At 40.5% G+C, this 21,090-nt stretch carries 23 protein-coding genes; 15 read left to right on the top strand and 8 right to left on the bottom strand.

What is annotated here, in order from left to right:
- Positions 1-2: 2 nt before the first annotated feature.
- The 4 genes from WG954_RS09950 (at position 3) to WG954_RS09935 (ending at position 2,991) form a co-directional block, all read left to right on the top strand.
- On the top strand, positions 3-734 hold the full coding sequence (locus WG954_RS09950; RefSeq protein WP_340436014.1) for an LCIB family protein: 732 nt from the start codon (positions 3-5) through the stop codon (positions 732-734).
- Positions 735-744: 10 nt separating this feature from the next.
- On the top strand, positions 745-1,239 hold the full coding sequence (locus WG954_RS09945) for a metallophosphoesterase family protein (protein ID WP_340436010.1): 495 nt from the start codon (positions 745-747) through the stop codon (positions 1,237-1,239).
- Between the two features lie 62 nt (positions 1,240-1,301).
- A complete protein-coding gene (locus WG954_RS09940; protein WP_340436007.1) occupies positions 1,302-2,399 on the top strand; it encodes a pyridoxal phosphate-dependent aminotransferase in 1,098 nt (365 codons plus the stop codon).
- A gap of 166 nt (positions 2,400-2,565) precedes the next feature.
- Complete coding sequence (locus WG954_RS09935; RefSeq protein WP_340436005.1) at positions 2,566-2,991, top strand: nuclear transport factor 2 family protein; 426 nt, start codon at positions 2,566-2,568, stop codon at positions 2,989-2,991.
- 39 nt (positions 2,992-3,030) lie between these two features.
- Here WG954_RS09935 and WG954_RS09930 read toward each other — a convergent pair whose 3' ends face one another.
- Positions 3,031-3,471 carry an LTA synthase family protein gene (locus WG954_RS09930; protein ID WP_340436002.1) on the bottom strand — a complete coding sequence of 147 codons (441 nt, stop codon included), beginning with the start codon at positions 3,469-3,471 and terminating at the stop codon, positions 3,031-3,033.
- Between the two features lie 123 nt (positions 3,472-3,594).
- On the opposite strand from WG954_RS09930, the gene WG954_RS09925 reads away from it, so the two are divergent.
- Positions 3,595-3,960, top strand: coding sequence for a hypothetical protein (locus WG954_RS09925; protein WP_340435999.1), 366 nt, complete (start codon positions 3,595-3,597; stop codon positions 3,958-3,960).
- A gap of 103 nt (positions 3,961-4,063) precedes the next feature.
- Here the strand turns inward: WG954_RS09925 and WG954_RS09920 are convergent, their stop codons facing one another.
- Positions 4,064-5,173: a TolB family protein gene (locus WG954_RS09920; protein ID WP_340435997.1), complete on the bottom strand. Its 1,110-nt coding sequence runs from the start codon at positions 5,171-5,173 to the stop codon at positions 4,064-4,066.
- 92 nt (positions 5,174-5,265) lie between these two features.
- On the opposite strand from WG954_RS09920, the gene WG954_RS09915 reads away from it, so the two are divergent.
- From WG954_RS09915 to WG954_RS09885, 7 genes are all read left to right on the top strand, one after another.
- Positions 5,266-6,090, top strand: coding sequence for a tetratricopeptide repeat protein (locus WG954_RS09915; RefSeq protein WP_340435995.1), 825 nt, complete (start codon positions 5,266-5,268; stop codon positions 6,088-6,090).
- Positions 6,091-6,148: 58 nt separating this feature from the next.
- The gene (gene rpe / locus WG954_RS09910; RefSeq protein WP_340435992.1) at positions 6,149-6,796 is read left to right on the top strand and encodes a ribulose-phosphate 3-epimerase; all 648 of its coding nucleotides are present in this window, start codon (positions 6,149-6,151) and stop codon (positions 6,794-6,796) included.
- 108 nt (positions 6,797-6,904) lie between these two features.
- Positions 6,905-7,357, top strand: a complete 453-nt coding sequence (locus WG954_RS09905; RefSeq protein WP_340435990.1) for a hypothetical protein — start codon at positions 6,905-6,907, stop codon at positions 7,355-7,357.
- A 46-nt stretch (positions 7,358-7,403) separates the two neighbouring features.
- Positions 7,404-9,887, top strand: a complete 2,484-nt coding sequence (locus tag WG954_RS09900; RefSeq protein ID WP_340435987.1) for a TonB-dependent receptor — start codon at positions 7,404-7,406, stop codon at positions 9,885-9,887.
- A gap of 217 nt (positions 9,888-10,104) precedes the next feature.
- Positions 10,105-10,737: a T9SS type A sorting domain-containing protein gene (locus tag WG954_RS09895; RefSeq protein ID WP_340435984.1), complete on the top strand. Its 633-nt coding sequence runs from the start codon at positions 10,105-10,107 to the stop codon at positions 10,735-10,737.
- Positions 10,738-10,873: 136 nt separating this feature from the next.
- A complete protein-coding gene (locus WG954_RS09890) occupies positions 10,874-12,517 on the top strand; it encodes an AMP-binding protein (protein ID WP_340435982.1) in 1,644 nt (547 codons plus the stop codon).
- Positions 12,518-12,539: 22 nt separating this feature from the next.
- On the top strand, positions 12,540-13,175 hold the full coding sequence (locus WG954_RS09885; protein ID WP_340435980.1) for a class I SAM-dependent methyltransferase: 636 nt from the start codon (positions 12,540-12,542) through the stop codon (positions 13,173-13,175).
- 3 nt (positions 13,176-13,178) lie between these two features.
- On the opposite strand, the gene WG954_RS09880 is transcribed toward WG954_RS09885, so the two are convergent.
- Positions 13,179-13,607, bottom strand: a complete 429-nt coding sequence (locus tag WG954_RS09880; protein WP_340435978.1) for a hypothetical protein — start codon at positions 13,605-13,607, stop codon at positions 13,179-13,181.
- A 221-nt stretch (positions 13,608-13,828) separates the two neighbouring features.
- Here WG954_RS09880 and WG954_RS09875 point away from each other — a divergent pair, with 221 nt between their 5' ends.
- Genes WG954_RS09875 through WG954_RS09865 form a run of 3 tightly spaced genes read left to right on the top strand, consistent with a single transcriptional unit; the run spans position 13,829 to position 15,892 of the window.
- Positions 13,829-14,788 (top strand): polymorphic toxin type 23 domain-containing protein, encoded by a 960-nt coding sequence (locus WG954_RS09875; RefSeq protein WP_340435976.1) that lies wholly within the window; start codon positions 13,829-13,831, stop codon positions 14,786-14,788.
- Positions 14,785-15,501 (top strand): hypothetical protein, encoded by a 717-nt coding sequence (locus WG954_RS09870; RefSeq protein ID WP_340435975.1) that lies wholly within the window; start codon positions 14,785-14,787, stop codon positions 15,499-15,501. Before WG954_RS09875 ends, WG954_RS09870 begins: the two co-directional genes overlap by 4 nt.
- A 10-nt stretch (positions 15,502-15,511) precedes the next feature.
- Positions 15,512-15,892, top strand: a complete 381-nt coding sequence (locus WG954_RS09865; RefSeq protein ID WP_340435974.1) for a hypothetical protein — start codon at positions 15,512-15,514, stop codon at positions 15,890-15,892.
- A 15-nt stretch (positions 15,893-15,907) separates the two neighbouring features.
- Here the strand turns inward: WG954_RS09865 and WG954_RS09860 are convergent, their stop codons facing one another.
- The 5 genes from WG954_RS09860 to WG954_RS09840 form a co-directional block, all read right to left on the bottom strand.
- Positions 15,908-16,642: a tRNA threonylcarbamoyladenosine dehydratase gene (locus WG954_RS09860; protein ID WP_340435972.1), complete on the bottom strand. Its 735-nt coding sequence runs from the start codon at positions 16,640-16,642 to the stop codon at positions 15,908-15,910.
- The gene (locus WG954_RS09855; RefSeq protein WP_340435970.1) at positions 16,639-17,298 is read right to left on the bottom strand and encodes a TatD family hydrolase; all 660 of its coding nucleotides are present in this window, start codon (positions 17,296-17,298) and stop codon (positions 16,639-16,641) included. Before WG954_RS09855 ends, WG954_RS09860 begins: the two co-directional genes overlap by 4 nt.
- Before the next feature lie 12 nt (positions 17,299-17,310).
- Positions 17,311-18,627: a hypothetical protein gene (locus tag WG954_RS09850; RefSeq protein ID WP_340435968.1), complete on the bottom strand. Its 1,317-nt coding sequence runs from the start codon at positions 18,625-18,627 to the stop codon at positions 17,311-17,313.
- A 78-nt stretch (positions 18,628-18,705) separates the two neighbouring features.
- The gene (locus WG954_RS09845; protein ID WP_340435966.1) at positions 18,706-19,554 is read right to left on the bottom strand and encodes an MBL fold metallo-hydrolase; all 849 of its coding nucleotides are present in this window, start codon (positions 19,552-19,554) and stop codon (positions 18,706-18,708) included.
- A gap of 64 nt (positions 19,555-19,618) precedes the next feature.
- Positions 19,619-21,070, bottom strand: coding sequence for a DUF4403 family protein (locus tag WG954_RS09840; protein WP_340435964.1), 1,452 nt, complete (start codon positions 21,068-21,070; stop codon positions 19,619-19,621).
- Positions 21,071-21,090: the final 20 nt, after the last annotated feature.

Here is a 21,090-nt window from a genome sequence, read left to right as displayed (position 1 = left end):
CCATGAAGAAGAGAGAAAAACTTGCTATTGTACGGCAACATTATCCCACTGCCATTACCACTATCGATAGTGTAAACAGGCTAATTGACTTTGTTGAAAGCCGGCTTGATCTTGAACCTGCACAGATCATGCTGGCAGATAGTATTTGCAGTGATGATGTAAACAGTATTCAATACCCGGCAAGGGCTCATGAATTTCTTGGGCCTTTCAAAATGGGTGGACTTGATGGCTATCCCTTCACCGGCTTAACGGGTATGAGTGCTTTTGCAAGTCATGTACCAGATGAAGGAGCTGTAATTGTCTACTATGGGCCACACATCGGTATTTCAAAAAATGGTACTGTTGGTGAAATACATCGTATTGGTCAGCATAATCATTCAGGTTGTTGTGGTGCAGCAAAAGGAGCGCTGAATAAACTTTTAACAAACACGATCGAAGAAGGAAAAATTACCGAACTGGATTACCAGATGAATACCATTGAACAGATCTTACTAAAAGAAAGAAACAGAATTGCAAGTGCCTCTATTCCATTAAAAGAAGCAACGGAAGTAATTTACGAAGCCATTGATAAACGCATCAACGAACTGGTGGCAGCAACCAAATACAATTGCAAGTATGTAATATTAATGGGTGCTATTCTCATCAACAGCGATAGTGATGTTGGTTCATTCAACTGCTCCCGTCGTTTTGATGTGATCGATCTTGCAACTGATCAACGAACTTCTTACCTCTAAACAAACCGGTTTGACACGAATAGGACTTATCTCAGATACACATGGATTTTTAGATGAAACAGTTTTTGATCATTTTAAGAACTGTGATGAAATATGGCATGCAGGTGATTTTGGTGATGAAGACATTGCCAAGCGACTAAGGGAATGGAAAGAGTTGAAAGGAGTTTATGGCAATATTGATGATAATAAGATCCGCACTGTTTATCCTGAACAACTTGTGTTCCATTGCGAAGATGTAAAAGTGATGATGCGGCATATTGGTGGTGCGCCGCCCAAGTACAATCCTGAGACAAGAAAAGAATTACAGCTGTATCAACCCAACCTGTTTATTGCAGGTCATTCACATATTTTGAAAGTGATGTATGATGATAAAATCAGTTGTCTGCACATGAACCCCGGTGCTGCTGGTAAACAAGGCTGGCATAAAGTACGCACGCTCATCCGTTTTGTAATTGAAGGAGCCAATATGAAGGATTGCGAAGTGATTGAACTTGGCCCACGTTGACAGAATTGCAGCCATAACAAATCCTTTTTTTGAATTAACTTACAGGAACTAAATTAACTGTTATGCAACGTCGTGACCTACTGAAGCAAACCGCTCTTACTCTTGCTGCATTTACATTGAGCAGGGATCTTTTTGCAGCCGAAGCAGAAAAATTTGTTCAGCTACCTGATGTTGAAAAGATCATCAAACTAAGTTCAAACGAAAATCCACATGGCCCGTCTCCCATAGCACGAAAACAAATGATGGAAGCAGTGAATGGCAGCAACCGATATCCATGGGATGTTACCACTAAACTAAGAGAAGAAATTGGCGCATTGACAGGCCATACAAAAGAACATATTGTGATGGGTGCCGGTTCATCTGAGTTGTTAGGTCTTGTTGCAGTTTGGGCTGCGTTGAAAAAAGGCAATGCCGTTGCGCCTGATCCTACGTTCCGTTTGTGGATGCCTGCTGCACGCAAAACAGGTCTTGATATAAAACTTGTTCCGCTTACTGAAAAAAAGATAACTGACTTGCAGCGGATGAAAGAAGCAATGAACGATCAAACAAAACTCGTTTACATCTGCAATCCTAATAACCCAACAGGTACTGTATTGCCGGCAAAAGAACTTGAAGCTTTTATTAAAGACATTGCACCCAAAGCAATTATTTTACTGGATGAAGCCTATACCGAATTCAGCAGCGAACCGAGCATGGCCCATTTAGTGAATGATTATCCCAACCTTGTGATCGCTAAAACATTTTCAAAAATTTATGGTATGGCAGGTGCACGTGTTGGTTATGCGTTGGCGCACCCAACTACCATCAAACAATTAAATGAATTACAACCTTGGGCAAATGCCGGAGCAAGTGCTGTTTCATTAGCCGGAGCATTAGCAGCTTTGAAAGACAAAAACTTTATCGACTTCTGCAAAAAAGAAAATGCATTGGCCCGTTCAATTTTCTGCAAAGCGTTGGATAAAGCAGGCATTCCTTATATCCCATCAGAAACAAGTTTTATCTATTTCGACACAACGAACTTTGGAAAAGACGTAAAAGCAATGCTTGAAGCAAAAGGAATTGTTGGTGCACGCACATTTGAAGAAGGCACAAAATGGTTACGCATAAGTGTGGGCACACAGGATGAAATGAAAAAAGCGGCGGCGGCTTTGTTAAGTTAAGTTTATAGTTTGTGATTTGTAGTTTGTTGTTGACCCAACATTTGTGCCTTGAGCCTTGTCTCTGTACCATTCTTCTTGTACCTTTTACCTTCTTCCTTTGACCTTTCATTGATTTTTAACGAATCAATTGCAATTGAACTTTCTATTTTCCGGCAAATAAAAAATTATGAAACCGATCCTTCTCATCATTGGTATTTTCTTTATGCATTCGCTTGTAAGAGCTCAGGCCGATGCACAAACCATTAAAGACATTGAAACTGTTTGTAATTATTATCTCATTGGCGGCACCAATGGTGATAGTGTGATGTTCTCGAAAGCCTTTGATCCGGCAGGGCAAATGCGTTATATGCGGAATGATACGTTGATGAATGTATCATTGAAAGATTTTATGGCACGCACAAGAAATACTGGTGTGAAACAAAACCGCACAACAAAGATCGACAGAATAGAAGTATTTGGGAATGCAGCTACTGCCAAACTCACGATTGAGTATCCCACGTTTTATTTTCACGACATGATGAGTCTTATTAAAACAAAAGATGGCTGGAAGATCGTAAGCAAAATATTTTACAGGGAAGACAAGAAGAAATAAAAAACGCCCCGAATTAATCGGGGCGTTTCAATTTATTTTTTACATCCCGGGAAACCACGGCCTTGCAATTCCTTCACGGAAAGGCCAAGGCACAGCAGCAAGAATTAAGATGAGTGCTATTACATACATCCACGAAGCAGCGCTGTAATTTTGCTTCTTTGCTCTGCCTCTTGCCATTGTGATCATAACAATTGCAAGGATCATAGCAGAGATATGTTCAACCACCCAGAAACGGGCGAAACTGTCTTTCATTACATTTCCAAAGCCACCAAGACGTTCAATCATATGATAGCCTACCGCTTCGTTATTGAAGTATTGAAACAACCCAAGCAACAACGTAATGTGCGCAGCAATGAGCAGGAACAAACTTGTTTTCTGCAAGCCGCCTTTCTTGGTAAATGCCTGGAACAAAGCAATGATCAACAGGATAAGAATTACCCAGCGAAGTACATTGTGTAAATGAAGCAGTCCGGTGTACATAATGATTTGGAAATTTGAGGATGATATAATGTGAAATTCCGCCACAAAGTAAGGTGCAGAAAAGGATTATTCAAAAACTGTTTTCGGAAAAAAACTTATCTTAGATTATTATCAACACCTGCTATGAAGAAATTGTTTTTTATAGTTGTCGCTTTTTGCAGCATACAATCACTGCTTGCACAATCTCCAAAAGTATTTGTAAGTGATTCAAGCAAGCCCATCATTCAACAACAATTATTATTTCAAAACAGGATCATCGGAAAAACTGAAAAGGGAACTGTTTATGCATTGCCGCAGGATAATATGCCTGTGCTGGTGCCTGACAGTTCGGTTACATCGAACATGCCCAACAGGTTGAAAACTGAAACACCGGGTTTGCAAATGCCGAATCCTTATTATCCCGGCAAGCCAGAGTTGAAGAGCCTTCCGCCATCGACTAAAATGTATCAGTACAAACCAAGATCTGATATAAAAAAGAAAATTGAGTAATTTTTTCTTACCGTCAATCTCGACTATCGCTCGATTGACTGCACCGCCCTTCGACTTCGCTCAGGGCTACTCACTCACCATTCACTGCTCACCACTCACCTTCTCATTCCTCCCAATCAGCAATAAAAATATTGGTATCTCTTGTACCGCCGTTATTACGGTTGCTGCAGAAAACGATTTTCTTTCCATTGGGGCTGAACATAGGGAATGCATCAAAGCCTTTATCACGGCTGATCTTTGTAAGATTGCTTCCATCTTCATTCATCGTATATAAATTGAACGGAAAGCCACGCTTGTACTCATGATTGCTGGCGAAGATGATGCGTTTGTTATCGGGCATATATGCAGGCGCCCAGTTGGCTTGTCCAAATGAAGAAACCTGTTTAGCATTTGTTCCATCAGCATTTGCCACCCATACTTCCATATTGGTAGGAGCAACTAATCCCTGTGTCAAAAACTCTTTATATTCTTTGATCTCTGCTTCAGTCTTGGGTCGGCTTGCACGCCAGATGAGTTTTTTTCCATCAGGACTAAACCAACCACCACCATCATAACCCAACAGGTTGGTTACTTTAATTTCTTTTCCTGTTTTCAGATCCATCACATACATATCAATATCACCATCTTTGGTACTGGTGTACAACATTTTCCTTCCATCAGGTGAAAGCGTTGCTTCAGCATCATAACCTTTGCTGTTGGTAAGTTGCTTTACAATTTTTCCATTGAGATCGGCCATGAAAATATCATAGCTGTCGTACAAAGGCCAGATGTATTTGTTGCCGTATTTACTTCGATCAGGAATTGGAGGGCAATCGCCACTTCCTAAATGTGTAGACGCATAAATGATGTGTTTACCATCTTTCATAAAAGCACCGCAGGTTGTTCTTCCTTTACCAGTGCTCACCAGCTTTGGCGTAAACTTTTCGCCGGGTTTCGTTGGGATTTTTCCAATATACATCTGATCGCAGGGAATGCCTTCTTTGGCATATGTTTTCTGAAAGATGAGCCATTTACCATCGAAACTGAAATATGCTTCTGCATTATCGCCACCAAATGTGAGCTGCTGAATATTTTTAAAATGCTTTTCGTCGGGGTAAAGAATGGTATCGTTCATTGCTGGATGGTCAACATTGATTTCCTTTTTACCGGCTTTAAATGAAAGAACCAAGACGACAGCCACAGGCAGAACAAGCAAGAGAGCGTACTTCTTCATGAATCTGATTTTTACAAATGTAGTTTTTGGAATGCCCGCAAATGTCAGGAAAATGTAAGAACCAGCAGCCTAAAATAATTTAGCTTTGCGCCATGCAGTTGAAAGCCTTTTTGATCACTGGATTTACCAGCCTTTGCCTGTTTGCCTGTACCAACGATAAGCCTGCCGATCATGGTGAGGGCGCTGCTACCACCCCTCCTGCCAATTCCAAAATTGCTGAACTCGAAAATAAACTGCAACAGGAACCACAGGTTGACAGTATCCGTGAACAATTTGTAGAACAGCTAGTACAAAATAATCAATACGATAAGGCATTAACGCAGGTTGAAAAGCTTTTACAAAAACAACCCAATAACCCGGCCTATCTTTTTATGAAAGCTGATGCATTGGAACGTAAAGGTGATACAGCCAATGCCATTACATCTTACGAGCAATCCATTGCAGCTGCAGGTTTATTTACCGAAGCTGAGTTAAGACTGGCATCACTGTATGCCGAAACCGGAAATAAAAAAGCAGAAGTTTTGTGTGATGCGCTGTTGAAAGATGCTACTGCCGTTCAATTCCGTAGTGATATTCTTTTTGTGAAAGCTGCTTATTACAATAAGATCAAACAAGCATCAAAAGCATTGGCAGTGTATAACCAGATCATCCGTGAAGATTACACTTATCTTGACGCATACATTGAAAAGGGGTTGATCTATTACGATCAGAAAAAATTTGAAGAAGCACACAAAGTATTTGCACAAAGTACCGATGTGAGTAACAAATTTGCCGATGGCTATTTCTGGATGGCGAAGGCAGAAGAAAAACTGAACCGCACAACTGAAGCCATTGATAATTATAAACGTTCCCTTGCACTCGATCAAAGTATTACAGAAGCAAAAGATGCGTTGAAGAGATTGGGAGCAATGAAATAATGTGTGATGATTGATGAGTAAAACCAAAAACAACAAACATTAAACTATAAACTTTTCTATGCCGATCGTAGCTCCTTCTTTATTAAGTGCCAACTATATTAATCTCCAGGCCGATTGTGATATGCTCAACGCCAGTGAAGCCGATTGGTATCACCTCGATGTTATGGATGGCCGTTTTGTACCCAACATCAGTTTTGGTCCCATGATCATTGAGTTTTTCCGCAAGGCCACCACCAAAGTGTGTGACGTGCATCTGATGATCGAAGAGCCGGAGAAATATGCCGAAGCATTCAAGAAAGCCGGTGCCGATATTCTCACGGTGCATTACGAAGCATGCACGCATCTCCACCGCAATATTCAACAGATCAAAGGACTTGGTATGAAAGCAGGAATTGCGTTAAATCCGCATACACCTGTTTCATTATTGAAAGATGTATTGGCCGATATTGATATGGTATGTTTGATGAGTGTGAACCCGGGTTTTGGCGGACAGGCATTTATTCCCCAAACACTCAACAAGATCAAAGAACTCCGCAACATGATCAATGAAAAAGGTTTGACTGTTGATATTGAAATTGATGGCGGGGTAACGTTAGATAATGCAAAAAGCATTGTGGATGCAGGCGCAACAGTTCTTGTTGCCGGTAACACAGTGTTTAAGGCACCCAGCCCAACAGAAATGATCTCATTGTTGAAGAAGATATAAGTTGTTCCGAAAACCAACTTTTGCCACAGAGAACACTGAAAATACATCTGTGTGTTTTCTGTGGCATTTTTCATGCAACGATTTTGAAGAAACTGTGGTCAAACAAACATGAAGCAACTCATCTTTATTTCACTTCCCCTTCTGCTGCTTATAAGTTGCAGTTATCCGTGCGGTAAATCATCCGGGTTGCACCTCAATTTCGTTTCATATACAAAAGCGGAGATCAATGGTTTCAGCATCAGCCGTTACGAAAAAGGAAGCAACTTCAGCAATCTCATCAGTTCAGCCAGCTTTGATACTTCGCTTGTTGGTCTGCACCAAAGAGGTGATACCATCAGGTATGCCTATTTCAGCGATGAGGCATTGCTCCCCTCCAACTTCGATTTTAAAGTTTTCATTCCCGCAACAAATACAACCTACAACATTACCGATCTGAAAGAACCCCAGGAAACGGGAATTAAAAATGGACAGAAAGTTTATTGCGTGAACCAGATCGTTGCCTGCAAGGTTAACGGAACAGCAGTAACAATTTCTTACGAAGACCTCTTCCTGAAAAAATAACTTGCTTCGCTTTGCGTTTTAGCAGAAAGGCTTAGTTTTATCTTCCATGAAGGCAACCAAAACCTGCTTCCTGCTTCTGCTCCTCCTTGCAACCTCTGTTTCCTACGCCCAAAAGAAATCGGCAACAGTTAGCGGTAAGGTATTGGACGAAAATGAAAACCCGCTCGGCAATGTATCAGTGATCATTCTTGGCCGCAGCAACGGCGTTACCACCAACGATTCAGGATATTTCAGCATCAAAGTACCGGCAGGCAAAGCATTTGCGCTTGTGTTCAGCTATACCTCCTATCGTGACGAACAGCGTAATTTCTTTTTGAATGATGATGAACAGGAACGCATCGTCCTCCGTCTTGAACGGGGCGGAAAAGAACTGCAGGAGGTAACGGTAACCGACAACCGTATAAGGGCAGAAGCTTCGGCCATCCGCATCAATCCTAAAAATGCATTGTTACTTCCATCAGCTGTAGGTGGCGTGGAAGGTTTGCTGAAAATATTTGTTGGCAGCAATAACGAACTTACTTCACAATATTCTGTACGTGGCGGCAACTACGATGAGAACCTCATTTATGTAAACGACTTTGAAGTGTTTCGTCCATACCTCGTTCGGCAAGGGCAACAGGAAGGCTTGAGTTTTATTAACCCGGAGATGGTTCGCAATCTTACCTTTTATAATGGCGGCTTTCAATCACGCTATGGCGATAAGATGAGCAGTGTGCTGGATATCCAATACAAGCGTGCAAAGAAATTCGGCGGTTCTGCTTATGTTTCATTATTGGAACAAGGCCTGCATTTTGAAGGCGGTTCAAAAGATGAGAAAGTAAGTTTCACTGTTGGTGCACGCAACAGAAGTAATCAAAATCTATTGAGCAGTCAGCAAACGAAAGGTAACTATGTTCCTTCCAGCAACGATCTGCAGGGTTATGTTACCTGGCAACCAAATGTGAAATGGATGTTTGAAGCAATGGGTAATTATTCCCGCACACAATTCAAACTAAATCCTGAATTCAGCAGTCAAACGGCATCGGTATTCTCTCCTTTCTTCACTGCCAATCTGGGTTTAGATATTTATTTCGCAGGTGGCGAGCGTGACCGTTACAGCACGGCTATGGCTGGTATTGCTACAACCTTTCAGCCGCATAAGAATTTAAAGTTGAAATGGATGCTCAGTCATTTCAACAATAAGGAAGAAGAGTCGTTTGATATACAAGGTGCGTATTTATTTGGCGAACGTGATTTCGATCGCAGCCGCACCACGTTTGGATTAATTGTAAATCCGTTGGGTGCAGGTGTGTTCCAGAATTTTGCACGCAATCAACTCGACATACAAATTCAAAATGCCACACACAAAGGCAGTCTGGAAAAAGGAAAACATTTTATCCAGTGGGGTCACAGTCTCGAACGTCAAAGCATCAATGATAAATTGAATGAGTGGGAATTGACGGATAGTGCCGGTTATACGTTGCCGTTCAATCCAAATCAATTGCAGTTAACGAAAGTCATTAAATCAAAATCTGATCTTGTATTCTTCCGCACAACGGGGTATGTGCAGGATAATATTATTCTCAATGATTCTTTGAACATGACCTTACAAGTGGGTGTACGTTACAATTACAATACACTCAACAATGAAGTGTTGATTCAACCACGTGTACAATTTGCCATGCAGCCGCTTGGCAAAAAAGATATTGTGTTTCGTGCAGCAGCAGGTGCTTACCATCAACCGCCGTTCTATAGGGAGCTACGTCGTTATGATGGTTCAGTAAACGAATCAGTGAAAGCACAAAAGAGCTGGCAGGTTGTTGCAGGCATCGATTATAATTTCAAAGGCTGGGGCAATCGTCCGTTTAAATTACAGGCCGAAGCCTACTACAAACACATGTATGATATTGTGCCGTATGATGTAGACAATGTGCGTATCCGTTATTTTGGCAGCAACAGTGCCAAAGCATATGCAACGGGTATTGAAGCACGTTTGTTTGGCGAGTTGGTGAAAGATGCAGAAAGCTGGGTGAGCCTTGGCATTATGCGTACACGTGAAAATTTAGATAATGATCAGTGGTATAATTACACATTGGATTCAACCAACAAACCTGTTGACAGTACGTTGGTACAAGGTGGCTGGATCAGGAGACCTACTGATCGCTTTTTAACCTTCGGTATGTTTTACCAGGATTATCTTTCTACCAATAAGAATTTTAAGTTCTCCATGAACTTTTTGTACGGAACCAATCTTCCCTACAATATTCCCAACAGTGCGAAGTACAGAAATGCATTGACGATCGATCCATACATACGTGTTGATTTTGGTTTCAGTGCATTGTTGCTCGATGGTGAAAAAAGTAAACGCCGCAGCCGCAATCCTTTCCGTGAGTTCAATAATATCTGGGCCAGCTTAGAAATTTTTAATGTCATCGACCGACCTAACACCATTTCTTATTTGCTAATCAAAGATTTCAGCAACACGATCTTTTCTATTCCAAATAGGTTAACGCCAAGGCTGATCAATTTTAAGATCGTGGCGAGGTGGTAAGAGGGTGAGTGGGGAGTGATGAATAATGAGTTTCTTGTAATTTCAGCAATAAGTTTTAACTATCAGGTTTCATTAGGTTTATCCCCTCCTCGGAGGGGTGTCAAGATGTTAAACAAAAGAATGACCGAAAGGGGTGGGTTTTAAAATCACTAGTGTCATCACCCTGACTTCCAATCTCTCCAATCCTTACCTATCTTTATACCGTAAATAAACAGGTATGAAAGCATCAATCACCACCCTCGCATTCTTTTTTACAGCAATAACCGGCTTTGCGCAGGCGAATGATCCGTTTCTTACTTTCCCAATTGAACTGAAATTTTTCCAGGCGCAAAAAACGACTCAATACAATGTGTTGCGTTGGCTGGCTCCCTGCACATCCGATTTTGCAGCCTTTGAAGTGCAACATTCAACTGATAACAAAACCTTTAACGTACTGCATAGCTTCACTGCCGACCAGATCCGCTGTGCAGAACCTTTTGATTACACAGATCTGCAACGCCGTGAAGGAACTAATTACTATCGCATTAAACTTACCACTCCCGCTAATACATCTGTTAACTCGTTCATTGTTGCTGTCCTCAACGGCAGCAAAGGATTTGCATTGAATGCATTGTTACCATCGCTTGTTCGGTCAACTGCTGTGCTCAGTATTTCATCAGCAGAAACAGACAGGTTACAACTTACAGTTACTGATATCAGCGGAAAACGTTATACGGTTCGGCAGGAACAATTGCAGGCGGGTACCAACCAAGTGCAGTTGAATCTGGAAAGTTTGCCTTCCGGTCAATATGTATTACAGGCAAGCAACAGCAAAGGCGAACAGCAACAACTACGTTTCCTCAAACAATAAAAGGGAATCATTTGGGCCTTATTTTCATAAAGCACTTGGGGTGAAATAAATTACGCAAGTCAGCCTGTTTAATAACCATCGTTCTGTATACTGCTGAATTATTTTCAGTAGATTTAGATCACTCAAAACGATTGTTATGCCGGTTTCCACCCCTCTGCAACAGTTTCTGCTAAATGTAGAAAACCATCCCAACGATATTTTTTTACGACAGCCTTTTCGTGGCGAATGGACAACGTGGACATGGCAACAGGCAGCAGATGAAAGCAGGCGTATTGCAGCTGCATTGCATTCGCTTCAACTTCCAAAAGGATCACATATTGCCATTCTTTCAAAGAACTGTGCACATTGGTTGATGGCTGATATAGCGATCATGATGGCAGGATGTATTTCTATTCCTATCTATCCTACTTTAACAGCCTCTTCCATTAAACCCATTCTTGAACACAGTGATGCAAAAGCAGTTTTCATTGGCAAACTGGATGATTTCAGGTCGCAGGAACATGGGATTCCACCCGAACTGATCCGCATTGGTTTTGATGCCTACGAACGCAATGAACGTTACAACTGGAGTGAACTGATAAAAGAACATCAACCACTTCAACACACACATCAATGGCACGAAGACGAATTGATGACCATCATTTATACGTCGGGCACAACAGGAAGGCCTAAAGGTGTAATGCATACAGCAGGGAATTTCAACAGAGTGATGTTGGCTGCAATTGAAGAATTACGTTTAAACAAACACACGGCTTTACTTTCTTATTTACCGCTCAGTCATATTGCAGAACGGATCGCTATTGAAATGAATTCGATCTATAATGCGTGTGTGGTTTCATTTGCTGAATCGGTTGAAACATTTGCAAAGAATGTAGCTGAAGTGCAGCCGCACATTTTCTTTGCCGTGCCAAGACTGTGGGGCAAATTCAGGGAAGGCATTCTCAAAAAAATTCCACAGAAAAAACTCAACCTGCTTTTATCGATCCCAATCATCAGTGGTATTGTAAAGAAAAGTATCAAACAAAAATTAGGTCTGTCAAGAGCTACCCATATTTACAGTGCTTCTGCTCCTATTTCTGTGGACCTGCTCAAATGGTTTGCGAGACTTGATGTAAAAATTACACAGGCATTGGGCATGAGTGAAGATTGTGTGTATGCACATTTCGAACGGCCTTATGATTACAGGCATGGTTCAGTGGGTAAACCGTTCAAAGGCTTGCAGGTGAAGATCACAGAAGAAGGTGAGCTACGAGTGAAGAGTGTAAGCAATACCAAAGGTTATTATAAGGAACCCGAGCTCACTGCTGAATTGTTTGATGAAGATGGTTATTTAAAAACAGGCGATATCTGCGAATATGATCATGACGGTTATTTGTTTGTAACCGGACGATTAAAAGATCAGTTCAAAACAGATAAAGGCAAATACATTTCACCATCACCCATTGAAACAAAACTGCTGGCCAACGCCGATATTGAACAATGTTGTGTCGTGGGCATGGGTATCCCGCAGCCTATTGCATTGATCACTTTATCAGATATTGGTAAGCAGAAAACAAAAGAAGAAGTAGAGGAAAGTCTGGAAGGTTCACTCGGTGCCATTAATCCATCTTTAGAAAAATACGAGCAACTGGGAAAAGCAGTTGTGATGAAAGAAAACTGGACCATTGAAAACGGATTGCTTACACCTACGTTGAAAGTGAAACGAAACCAGGTAGAAAAAATTCACCAGCAGTTTTACCCGCACTGGTTTCAGCAAAAAGGAAAAGTAATCTGGGAATAAATGTTACCGTTACTTTGCCGCAATGGATTTGCAAACAACTCTTGAAACATTTCATTTTGGTGATTACCGGTTCAATGCGTTTGTACCAGACTCATTGGCACTTCAGCAGGCATTCAGCAAACAACTTCAAAAAGATCCATCAACTCCCGCTCCCTATTGGGCACAGGCGTGGCCATCTGCCTATGCACTCTGCGAATTCATAGCAACGCAACCTCATTGGTTGCAAAACAAAACTGTACTTGAATTGGCAGCTGGTTTAGGATTACCATCGTTTCTTGCTGCACAACTTGCGACAAAAGTTACCTGCACCGATTATGTGCGGGAAGCTGTACAGTTAATGCAACAATCGATTCAGGAAAATAAACTGGAGAATATTGATGCAGTGGTGATCGATTGGAATCATATCCCCGCTGATCTTTCTGTTGATATATTGCTGTTGAGCGATATTAATTACGAACCTCAGGCATTCGAAACTCTATTCTACGTCATCATTTCTTTTTTAGAAAAAGGAACAACCATCATTCTTTCCACGCCACAACGGCTGATGGCAAAACCATTTATTGACAGGTTACTGCCCTACTGTAAATTATGGGAAGAGAAAACGATAACAGCTGTAACTCCCTATGTTACCTGTTCCGTTTATGTATTGAAGCAATAGTGATTATTTCTTTAACACTTTTTCCAATCGTTTCAGATCAGTGATCTCAGCGGGAGATAAAATTTCGTTGTTCTCATATTTAGCTTTTAAGAACAATACCTGTTTGTGTTGGGGATATTTTTCCAGAATAGCATTAATAATCGCTCCGATCGTTTCATCTTTTGTAAAAAAAGCTGTTGGTGCCGATGCTGCTGCCCGTTCACGTGTAGGTTTCTTTAAAATGATCGCTTCAAGTGTGGCCAATTTATGTTCAGGTATTTCAGCAACTTTCATTGCTTTTTGTAACAAACCTTCGAGCTGCTTTTTGCTCAGTCCACCCCGTTCCTCGTATTGAAAGGCGAGACTTTTGATAAATGTTGAATCAGGTCGTGCTAAAACCATTTGTTGTAACACATCCCTCACCACATCTACATCTGCTTTTTTCCGTTGCATTTTGTGAAAGTAAGAAAACAGGATGGTTAAATAAATACGACGTTTCCTTTTTGATTTATACAACTCATCAATGCATGCATTCTTTAATAAATCACAGCAGTATTTTTACGATTGACTTTTTGATTAGTAAAATGACTGTGTAAAACTTGCGTGTTTTAACCCTTTCATTTTTCAATAAAATGTTTTTACTTGTGTATACTAAACACTGCAACCTACACCTCATGCCTTCAAAAAAGAACCTTAACTATCTACTTGCATGTTTGCTTGTTCTTGTGGTAACAAGCAATGTTATCGGCCAATCAAAATGGGTTACAGATGTGTATGGTAATGTTGGCTGCAATATCTGGCTCTACCGCAGCAAGCAACAAAAATTTCCCGGTCTCCGTATTTACGGTTCCATGAGCATCATGGGTACATATGATAAACATTACATGATCCACTATGGGCCATCGCTAAGTATTTACACGAAAACGATAGCCGCAAGTCTTAATCCTTTGGTGGGCGATTACCAGATCGATTTCACGAATACGTTTTCCATTGGTTATGGTTTTGACAAACCCATGCAATATGTAAAACAATTACGCACTTTGCACAATGGCGATTTTTATAACCTCATCACCAACCAACGTTATGCGCTTTTCTTAAGCACCAATTATTTGTTGAACAATCACCGTCGGCACCAGGTGTTTGGTGCGGCCACTGCAACTATTGGCGATGTAAGTGTTACTTATAACAACGATGCTGTTCCGTTTAATCTGTTAGGATTGTCTGATGGATTCGATCGTTACTGGACAGGAGGTGGTACCATGTTTGTTCATCACCCGTTACGTTTCAATCGTGTTGAATTTGGGTATGATCAATACACCGGTTACAAACCGTTGCTTTATGAATTGGCAAACATCATTGGTATCAATGTGCCGTTGTATGGGGATTCTGCACAGAAGAAAAAAGAAACACCCAATAATTACAACACATCAGTTTACCAGTTAAAGATCGGTACGGGACCTTACACAAGTTTCGATGTTGGCTTTGCCGGTTCAATGATCGATCGTAAAGGCCGCTTCTGGGGTGTGCAAGACTGGATTCATTTGAAAGGCAACTATCCTTTCCATCCGAATAAAGATTATACACGCTTCTTTATTGGCGGATCATACAATAACCTGCAAAACATTAAGTGGTGAGAAATATTTTATTCGCAATATTACTGTTGATTTTAGTTGGATGCAAACCAACACAGGTGAGTTTTTCTGATGCTGATATCAATGTCGACTATGTAAGGAGGTTGTTAGTGACAGCAAAAGAAAAAGACACTTCGTTTACCAGTGGCAACATCTTTGTTGCTGAATTGAATGAAGACTTAGTCAATCGGGATGGAATTGCAGAAGAAACCATCATAAATTCTGAAAGCAAAAACCCTGTGTCAGGAATTACAATTGATGGGAATTCATATAAACTTTTCATTATAACTATTAACAACTCGGCAAGACGAAGTATTTTCCTTCCGGCCATATTTAACTCTGAGGAAGAATGCATAGGTCTCGGGCCCGCACTGGTGGGAGATTGGGGTGCCGGCCAACTAAAATATACCAAACGCTTGCGATGTAAACCAAACAGGAAAACACACGAAGCCATTTGGAAATACCCGGTTAAAGAAAATGAGTTTGGTAGAACGGGGAGTACCCGGGACCCGAAGGATAAGACCATTACAAAACTCGAAATCAAATTCGAGACTGATACCAAAAAGAACATCTCTTCACTTGCTGATTTCAGGATCATCAATATTTACAATATCAGCCCCAATAGGTTTGGAGGAAATAAACCACTTGTTTTTAATATCGCAAATATTTTTGAAGACGATCATGCCTTATACTTTAAACTCTTAAGACCATTTTAAATACTGAATTATGGCAAAAGCAGTAAAACCATCAAAGAAGAAAGCAGCTACTAAATCACCAAAGAAAAAGAACGTGGCTGCAAAAAAAACTGTAAAGAAGGTTGCGCCTAAAAAAAAGCAGGCAAAGAAAAAAGCGTCGAAGAAGGCTGTAAAAAAAATACCGCCGAGAAAATCATTGAGAAGAACGGCATCACGTCCAATATCGGTTGATGCGGGAACAGAACCCGAATCAGTAGAAATTATTCCGGAAGAACCAAAATGCAAATGCAAAGAAAAAAACGGAGTATTCTTTTTGCTTGTCAAACAAAAAAATGGCAAGTATAAGGAGTCGCCATTTCATTCTCCGTTTGAAACATTGGCGGAATGCGAAGCAAATTGCACCAATGAATAACGGCAGTCTTTTGCATCAGCCTTTTATTTCTTTGATCAAATCTCTTATCACCACCGAAGCTGTTACTGCACCAAACACAGCAGGTAAATAAGAGATGGTTCCATATGCTGACTTCTTATAGTTTCTTCCATCTGTCAGCATCAAACTTTCTTTAATGGGTTGTTCGGGTGAGAAAACAACTTTCACTCCACGGCGGATACCATAACCTTTCAAATTCTTCCGTATCTGTTGTGCAAACGGGCAATTGTATGTTTTAGAAATATCAACAACCTTTAATTGAGTGGGATCGAGTTTAGCGCCTGCACCCATACTGCTCACCAATGGTAAACCACTTTCATATGCCATTCGGATGAAGGTGATCTTTGGTGTGATACTATCGATAGCATCAATTAAATAATCGGGTTTGTAAGCAAACTGCTGCAATACTGTTTCAGGATTGATGAATTCTTTCACCACATTCAATTCCAGTTCCGGATTAATGGCTTTTAAACGTTCAGCCATGATCAATGCTTTTGATTCACCATGATTGGTTGCCAATGCAGGCAACTGCCGATTGCGATTGCTGGGATCAACCACATCGCCATCAATGATCGTCATTTTACCAATACCGCTACGTGCAATAAATTCAGCAGCAAAAGAGCCAACACCGCCCATACCCACGATCATCACATGTTTTTTTGTAAATGCACGAACGGTTTCCTCACCTATCAACAAACTGGTGCGTGAAAGCCATGAAATATCATTCATCATAATCTTGTAAGAGCAGCGCCAAAAACAGTTGCTGCATTTTTTTGGAGCTGCAAACTAAGCGATTCTTCGTCAATTTGAAAAGCTGACGCTGCATGCGTATAAATTTCTGCGATTGAGGCTGTGCTGTTATCTGTTTCAAGGAAGATCTTAGCATGAGGTAAAGCGGCCAATACTTCCTGCACACCATGCTTTTCCAATCCTTTTCCAAAAGAGAGATAATAACCTAAGGCGATAAGTTGCCTTGCCAGTTCTATACTTTTATTAAACCCATGAAAGATAACCGGCACCTGCGCAGTAGTTTGCTTCAGCAAAGCAATTACTTCCGCATGTGCCCGCACACAATGAACGATCAACGGTTTTTGTACTTCATTGGCCAGTTGAACATGTTTTGAAAAAACAGCTTGTTGTAATTCGAAATCAGTTTCAGTTACTTTATCTAACCCTGCTTCACCAATAGCTACAACATTCTTTAAACGGCTTTTTTCTTTTACTACTTTAAATTGTTCTTCCCATGTTTCTGTGGTAAGATACCAGGGATGTAGTCCGACAGAATAAAAGCTGTCAGCTTCAATGGAATCAAAATCTTTGTACAGGTTACCAATGCTGATGATACCTTCAACAGGCCTGGTATGATGTGTATGAATATTGATGTACAAAGTTGAAATTATTTACCTGTTGTATTCACTTAACCAATGAAACTGTTTTTCTGCCAGCTGGAAATGCCGTTTGCTTCGTTGTAAAACTGCATACACAGAATCGCTCCTTATCTTTCCTTTCAGAACAATACGATTACTGTCAGGTATTTCATACTGTAAGGTAAACAGATTAAATATGTCAAATGCAGGATTTGATTTGCTGAACTCAATTTGCTTTTTGACAGTGTCAACCTTGCTGCGGAAATACCCACGCCTGTAACGTTGCCAGAACAATGTATCCGTTGTACCTACACTGCCAGAACCATTTTTTTCAAACACAATATCTCGCCAGCGAAGGGTGTCGTATAGCAATGGAGCGATCGTGTCGCCGTTCTTTACAAACACTGTTACATCATACAAACCTGAGCGAATGGGTTTCGATTCAGGCGTATTGCTTCTTTGTGCATATCCCTTATATGAGTCAACTCCTCCCAAGATCACAAAAAACACAATGAATAGCAGCTTCACTGTTACAGCTGCAATACGCATCCATTTTTTGGGATATCGTATGTAATAGAGATTACCTTGTTCAGCATACCTGTTGGATACAAGAAAATTCAGGATGCGTCTGTATTCAAATGATAACAACACAAGACATGCAATCAGCAAGTGTTTAGAAAAAAGTTTCACCGGAATATCATAACCAAGATTCATCAGCAATACATTGGCAAAAACACCCGCTGCCAGTAATGTACCAAATGTTGCTGTTCGTCGGAAAAGCAAGAGAACACCTGCGATCACTTCCATTAGTCCTGAAAAGAATTCATAGGTTGGAGATGCTCCCATAAATGCCCACGATAAACGCATCGGCAACAGATCGCCCAATGAAGTAGCCATTAAACTGTTGTTGGGAAATGGCATTTGCGATAGAAACACTTTTGCAAAACCATAACCAAAACAATTGATGATAATAAAATACCGCAACATGATCCTGAACCAATATGCAAGACGATTATACTGTTGGCGTTTACGATCGAATAACGACCAAACGATCATGGTAACAGCAGCGATCAATAAAAATAATCGCAACTGTATGAATGCCCATGAAGTATCGCCACTTCCATTTAAAGGCACCAGGTTTTTGTAAACATGAAACAGTTTTTTGTTGGCAGCATTCACCAGCCAATCAATAAACTTCGAATAATAATCCGTTATATAGTTTACACCTGGAATAATTTCAAGCCATTGCCACGGACTTACATACAACACGAAATAGACAAAGAAAAAACGAAACAGTAAACGTTGCCATAAAGGCCAGTCTGGTTTTCCCGGCCACATGATCTGGTACATAAACATGATTTTGGTAATGGAAGATATTACTTTTCAAATAGTGATTAATCTATGGTATATAGAAAATCGCTGTTGTTGTCAGAATAAAGACAACTGTGATTCGTTGCTGGGCTTCCTTTTCACTGACCTCAATAATGGTCTCGCCGCACCTGGCACGCTTACCGCATCAATTGAAAACAAAGCAGATTCTTCATAACGTGATGCAACAATTATGTTCGTGTTACCGGCATGTGGTTTAAATAACTCTTCGACTGTTTCCGGAGTGTTGTTGTTCTTTGAAAGATGTGACAAAATTAGATGACTTAACTGCGGCGTTCTGTAATTGAGAAATAACTCCAGTGCCTGCTTATTTGAAAGATGTCCTTCATCGCTGCTGATGCGGCGTTTGAGATGATAAGGATAATCGCCATTGGCTAACATCGTTTCGCAATAATTACTTTCCAGAAAAACAACATGGCTTTGCTGAAAGTAATGTAGTACCTGTTTACATGTGTACCCAATATCTGTGATCACCGCCACATTAATGTTTTGTGAGCTGATCATAAAACTAAACGGGTCGGCTGCATCATGTGATTTACTGAAACATTTTATTTGCAGCTGATCAATTGACACTGTATCATCTTTTTTGAAATAACGTGTAAGTGATTGATCAATTGAAAGATTGCTGTTTGCTAACGTCTTCTGTGAAATGTAAACAGGCAGTTTGTGTTTGCGGCTCAATACTTCCAGACCGTTGATATGATCGCTGTGTTCATGCGAAATAAAAATCGCCTTCACCTGTTCCATCTTTAAACCAAGCCGGGTCATGCGCTTTTCCGTTTCTCTGCAGGATAATCCGGCATCAACCAATATAGCTGCCTCACCATTACTAACGTAATAGCAATTGGCATTACTACCTGAATTTAATGAAGAGAAATAAACCGCCATGATTGTGTAAAAATAAGGGATCAACAGGCAGCTTCAATACAATGGAAACAGTATTCTATTCAGCTCAGGTATTTTTTTTCTGCGCTTTCTTTATCCGTAACCGTTTGCCCGGTTTTAATTTCTTCAACAGAATACCGGCGGTAGCTTCTGCATGGATCACAAAATGAATGCCTTCAGCTCCCATTGAAATTTCACATCGATTCACTTCAAGGTGCTCAAACTCCAGATCAATTTTATCGCTCGACTTTCCTTTTGCTATTGCACTTTCGACCAGTTGCGGAACAGTATCGATCAAGTTTCGCATTTTCACAATCAACTTGGAAGCAATTGTATCTTTTACCTGTTGATGCAACAGCATATCACCGGCATTTACTAGTGTGCTGTTACTGCTTACAGAATAATCAAAATTCCGGATCATCAGTGACTGCGTGCCCGGATCAAATTCCAATTTTCCGCTTGCTATTAATTTTCCTTTCACATCTCTGCTTGTAAGTATCTCAATAGAAATTCCTGCTTCCGAAGCATATGCATTGATGCCTTTAATGCTCAATGAATAGCCTTCAGCATTAAATGTTTTTTCTTTTAACTGGTTATTCAGTTCTTCATTTATTTCAGCAAAAGAGGTGTATGCATACAAATGAATATCTGATTCTGCTGATGCGTCTTTGAGTAAGCGGTAAGCCGGCAGTGGGCTTGCCGCTGACATTGTAGTGGTATCGGTGATGATTTTTGTTTTTGCAAGTACCCTTGTTTCACATGTAATGGTTGACTGGCCCAATACTATTTTTCCTTCAATCGATTCACAGTTGAACGTGAGCCAAACATTCGGCTGTTTTTTGTGAATGATAATTGGCTTTTGCAAATCCTTCCACACTTTTGCCAAAGGTGGTTCCATAGAAACTGTTTTGTTGATCTCCCTGTCCATGATCTTGGTAAGCATTCCTTCATTTTCCTCCACCCATTCATTGATTTTTTTTGTGAGATTCTTTTTAAATGGCCCTATTTGAAAAACAGGTTCCTTAATCCATTGCAACTTTTCAATTTCAAATGCAGTTACAAGATTCCAGTTTTTATCTAATGAAACAGGAGTAGACAGTTCAATGTTCACCGTTGTAAACACTGTGTCGGCAGAACTGGTGAGCCCCTTCCCCATCCTGCTTTTCACCAGCACACCTTCTAACTGTAATGGAACTAAACAAATGAGTTTTTCACCATTTGAACTAATCTGGATCGTACCGGTCTTGGTTAAGATCAATCGTGCTTCATCACGTTTATCATTTAATGGATTAATAACAGTTTCAAGAAATTTTCCTTTGATCACCTGGTTGATCCATACTTCAAAATTGTGCAGGTCGTACCGCACAGGAATATTAAATGTAGACAATGGCAAGTCGATAGTAATACTGTCTGTAACAGCTTTCGGTTTCACAACAGTATTGTTTTGAAAACAACCGCCACATCCTGCCAATGCAAGTGCAAAAAAGAGAGCAAATAGTATAACAGGTGATAACTTCATATAGGTTTAAGCAACGTACC

Source organism: Lacibacter sp. H375 (assembly GCF_037892425.1).
GTDB lineage: Bacteria > Bacteroidota > Bacteroidia > Chitinophagales > Chitinophagaceae > Lacibacter.
Note: the sequence above shows the minus strand (reverse complement) of the source record. Positions and strands in the feature narration are given on the sequence as shown.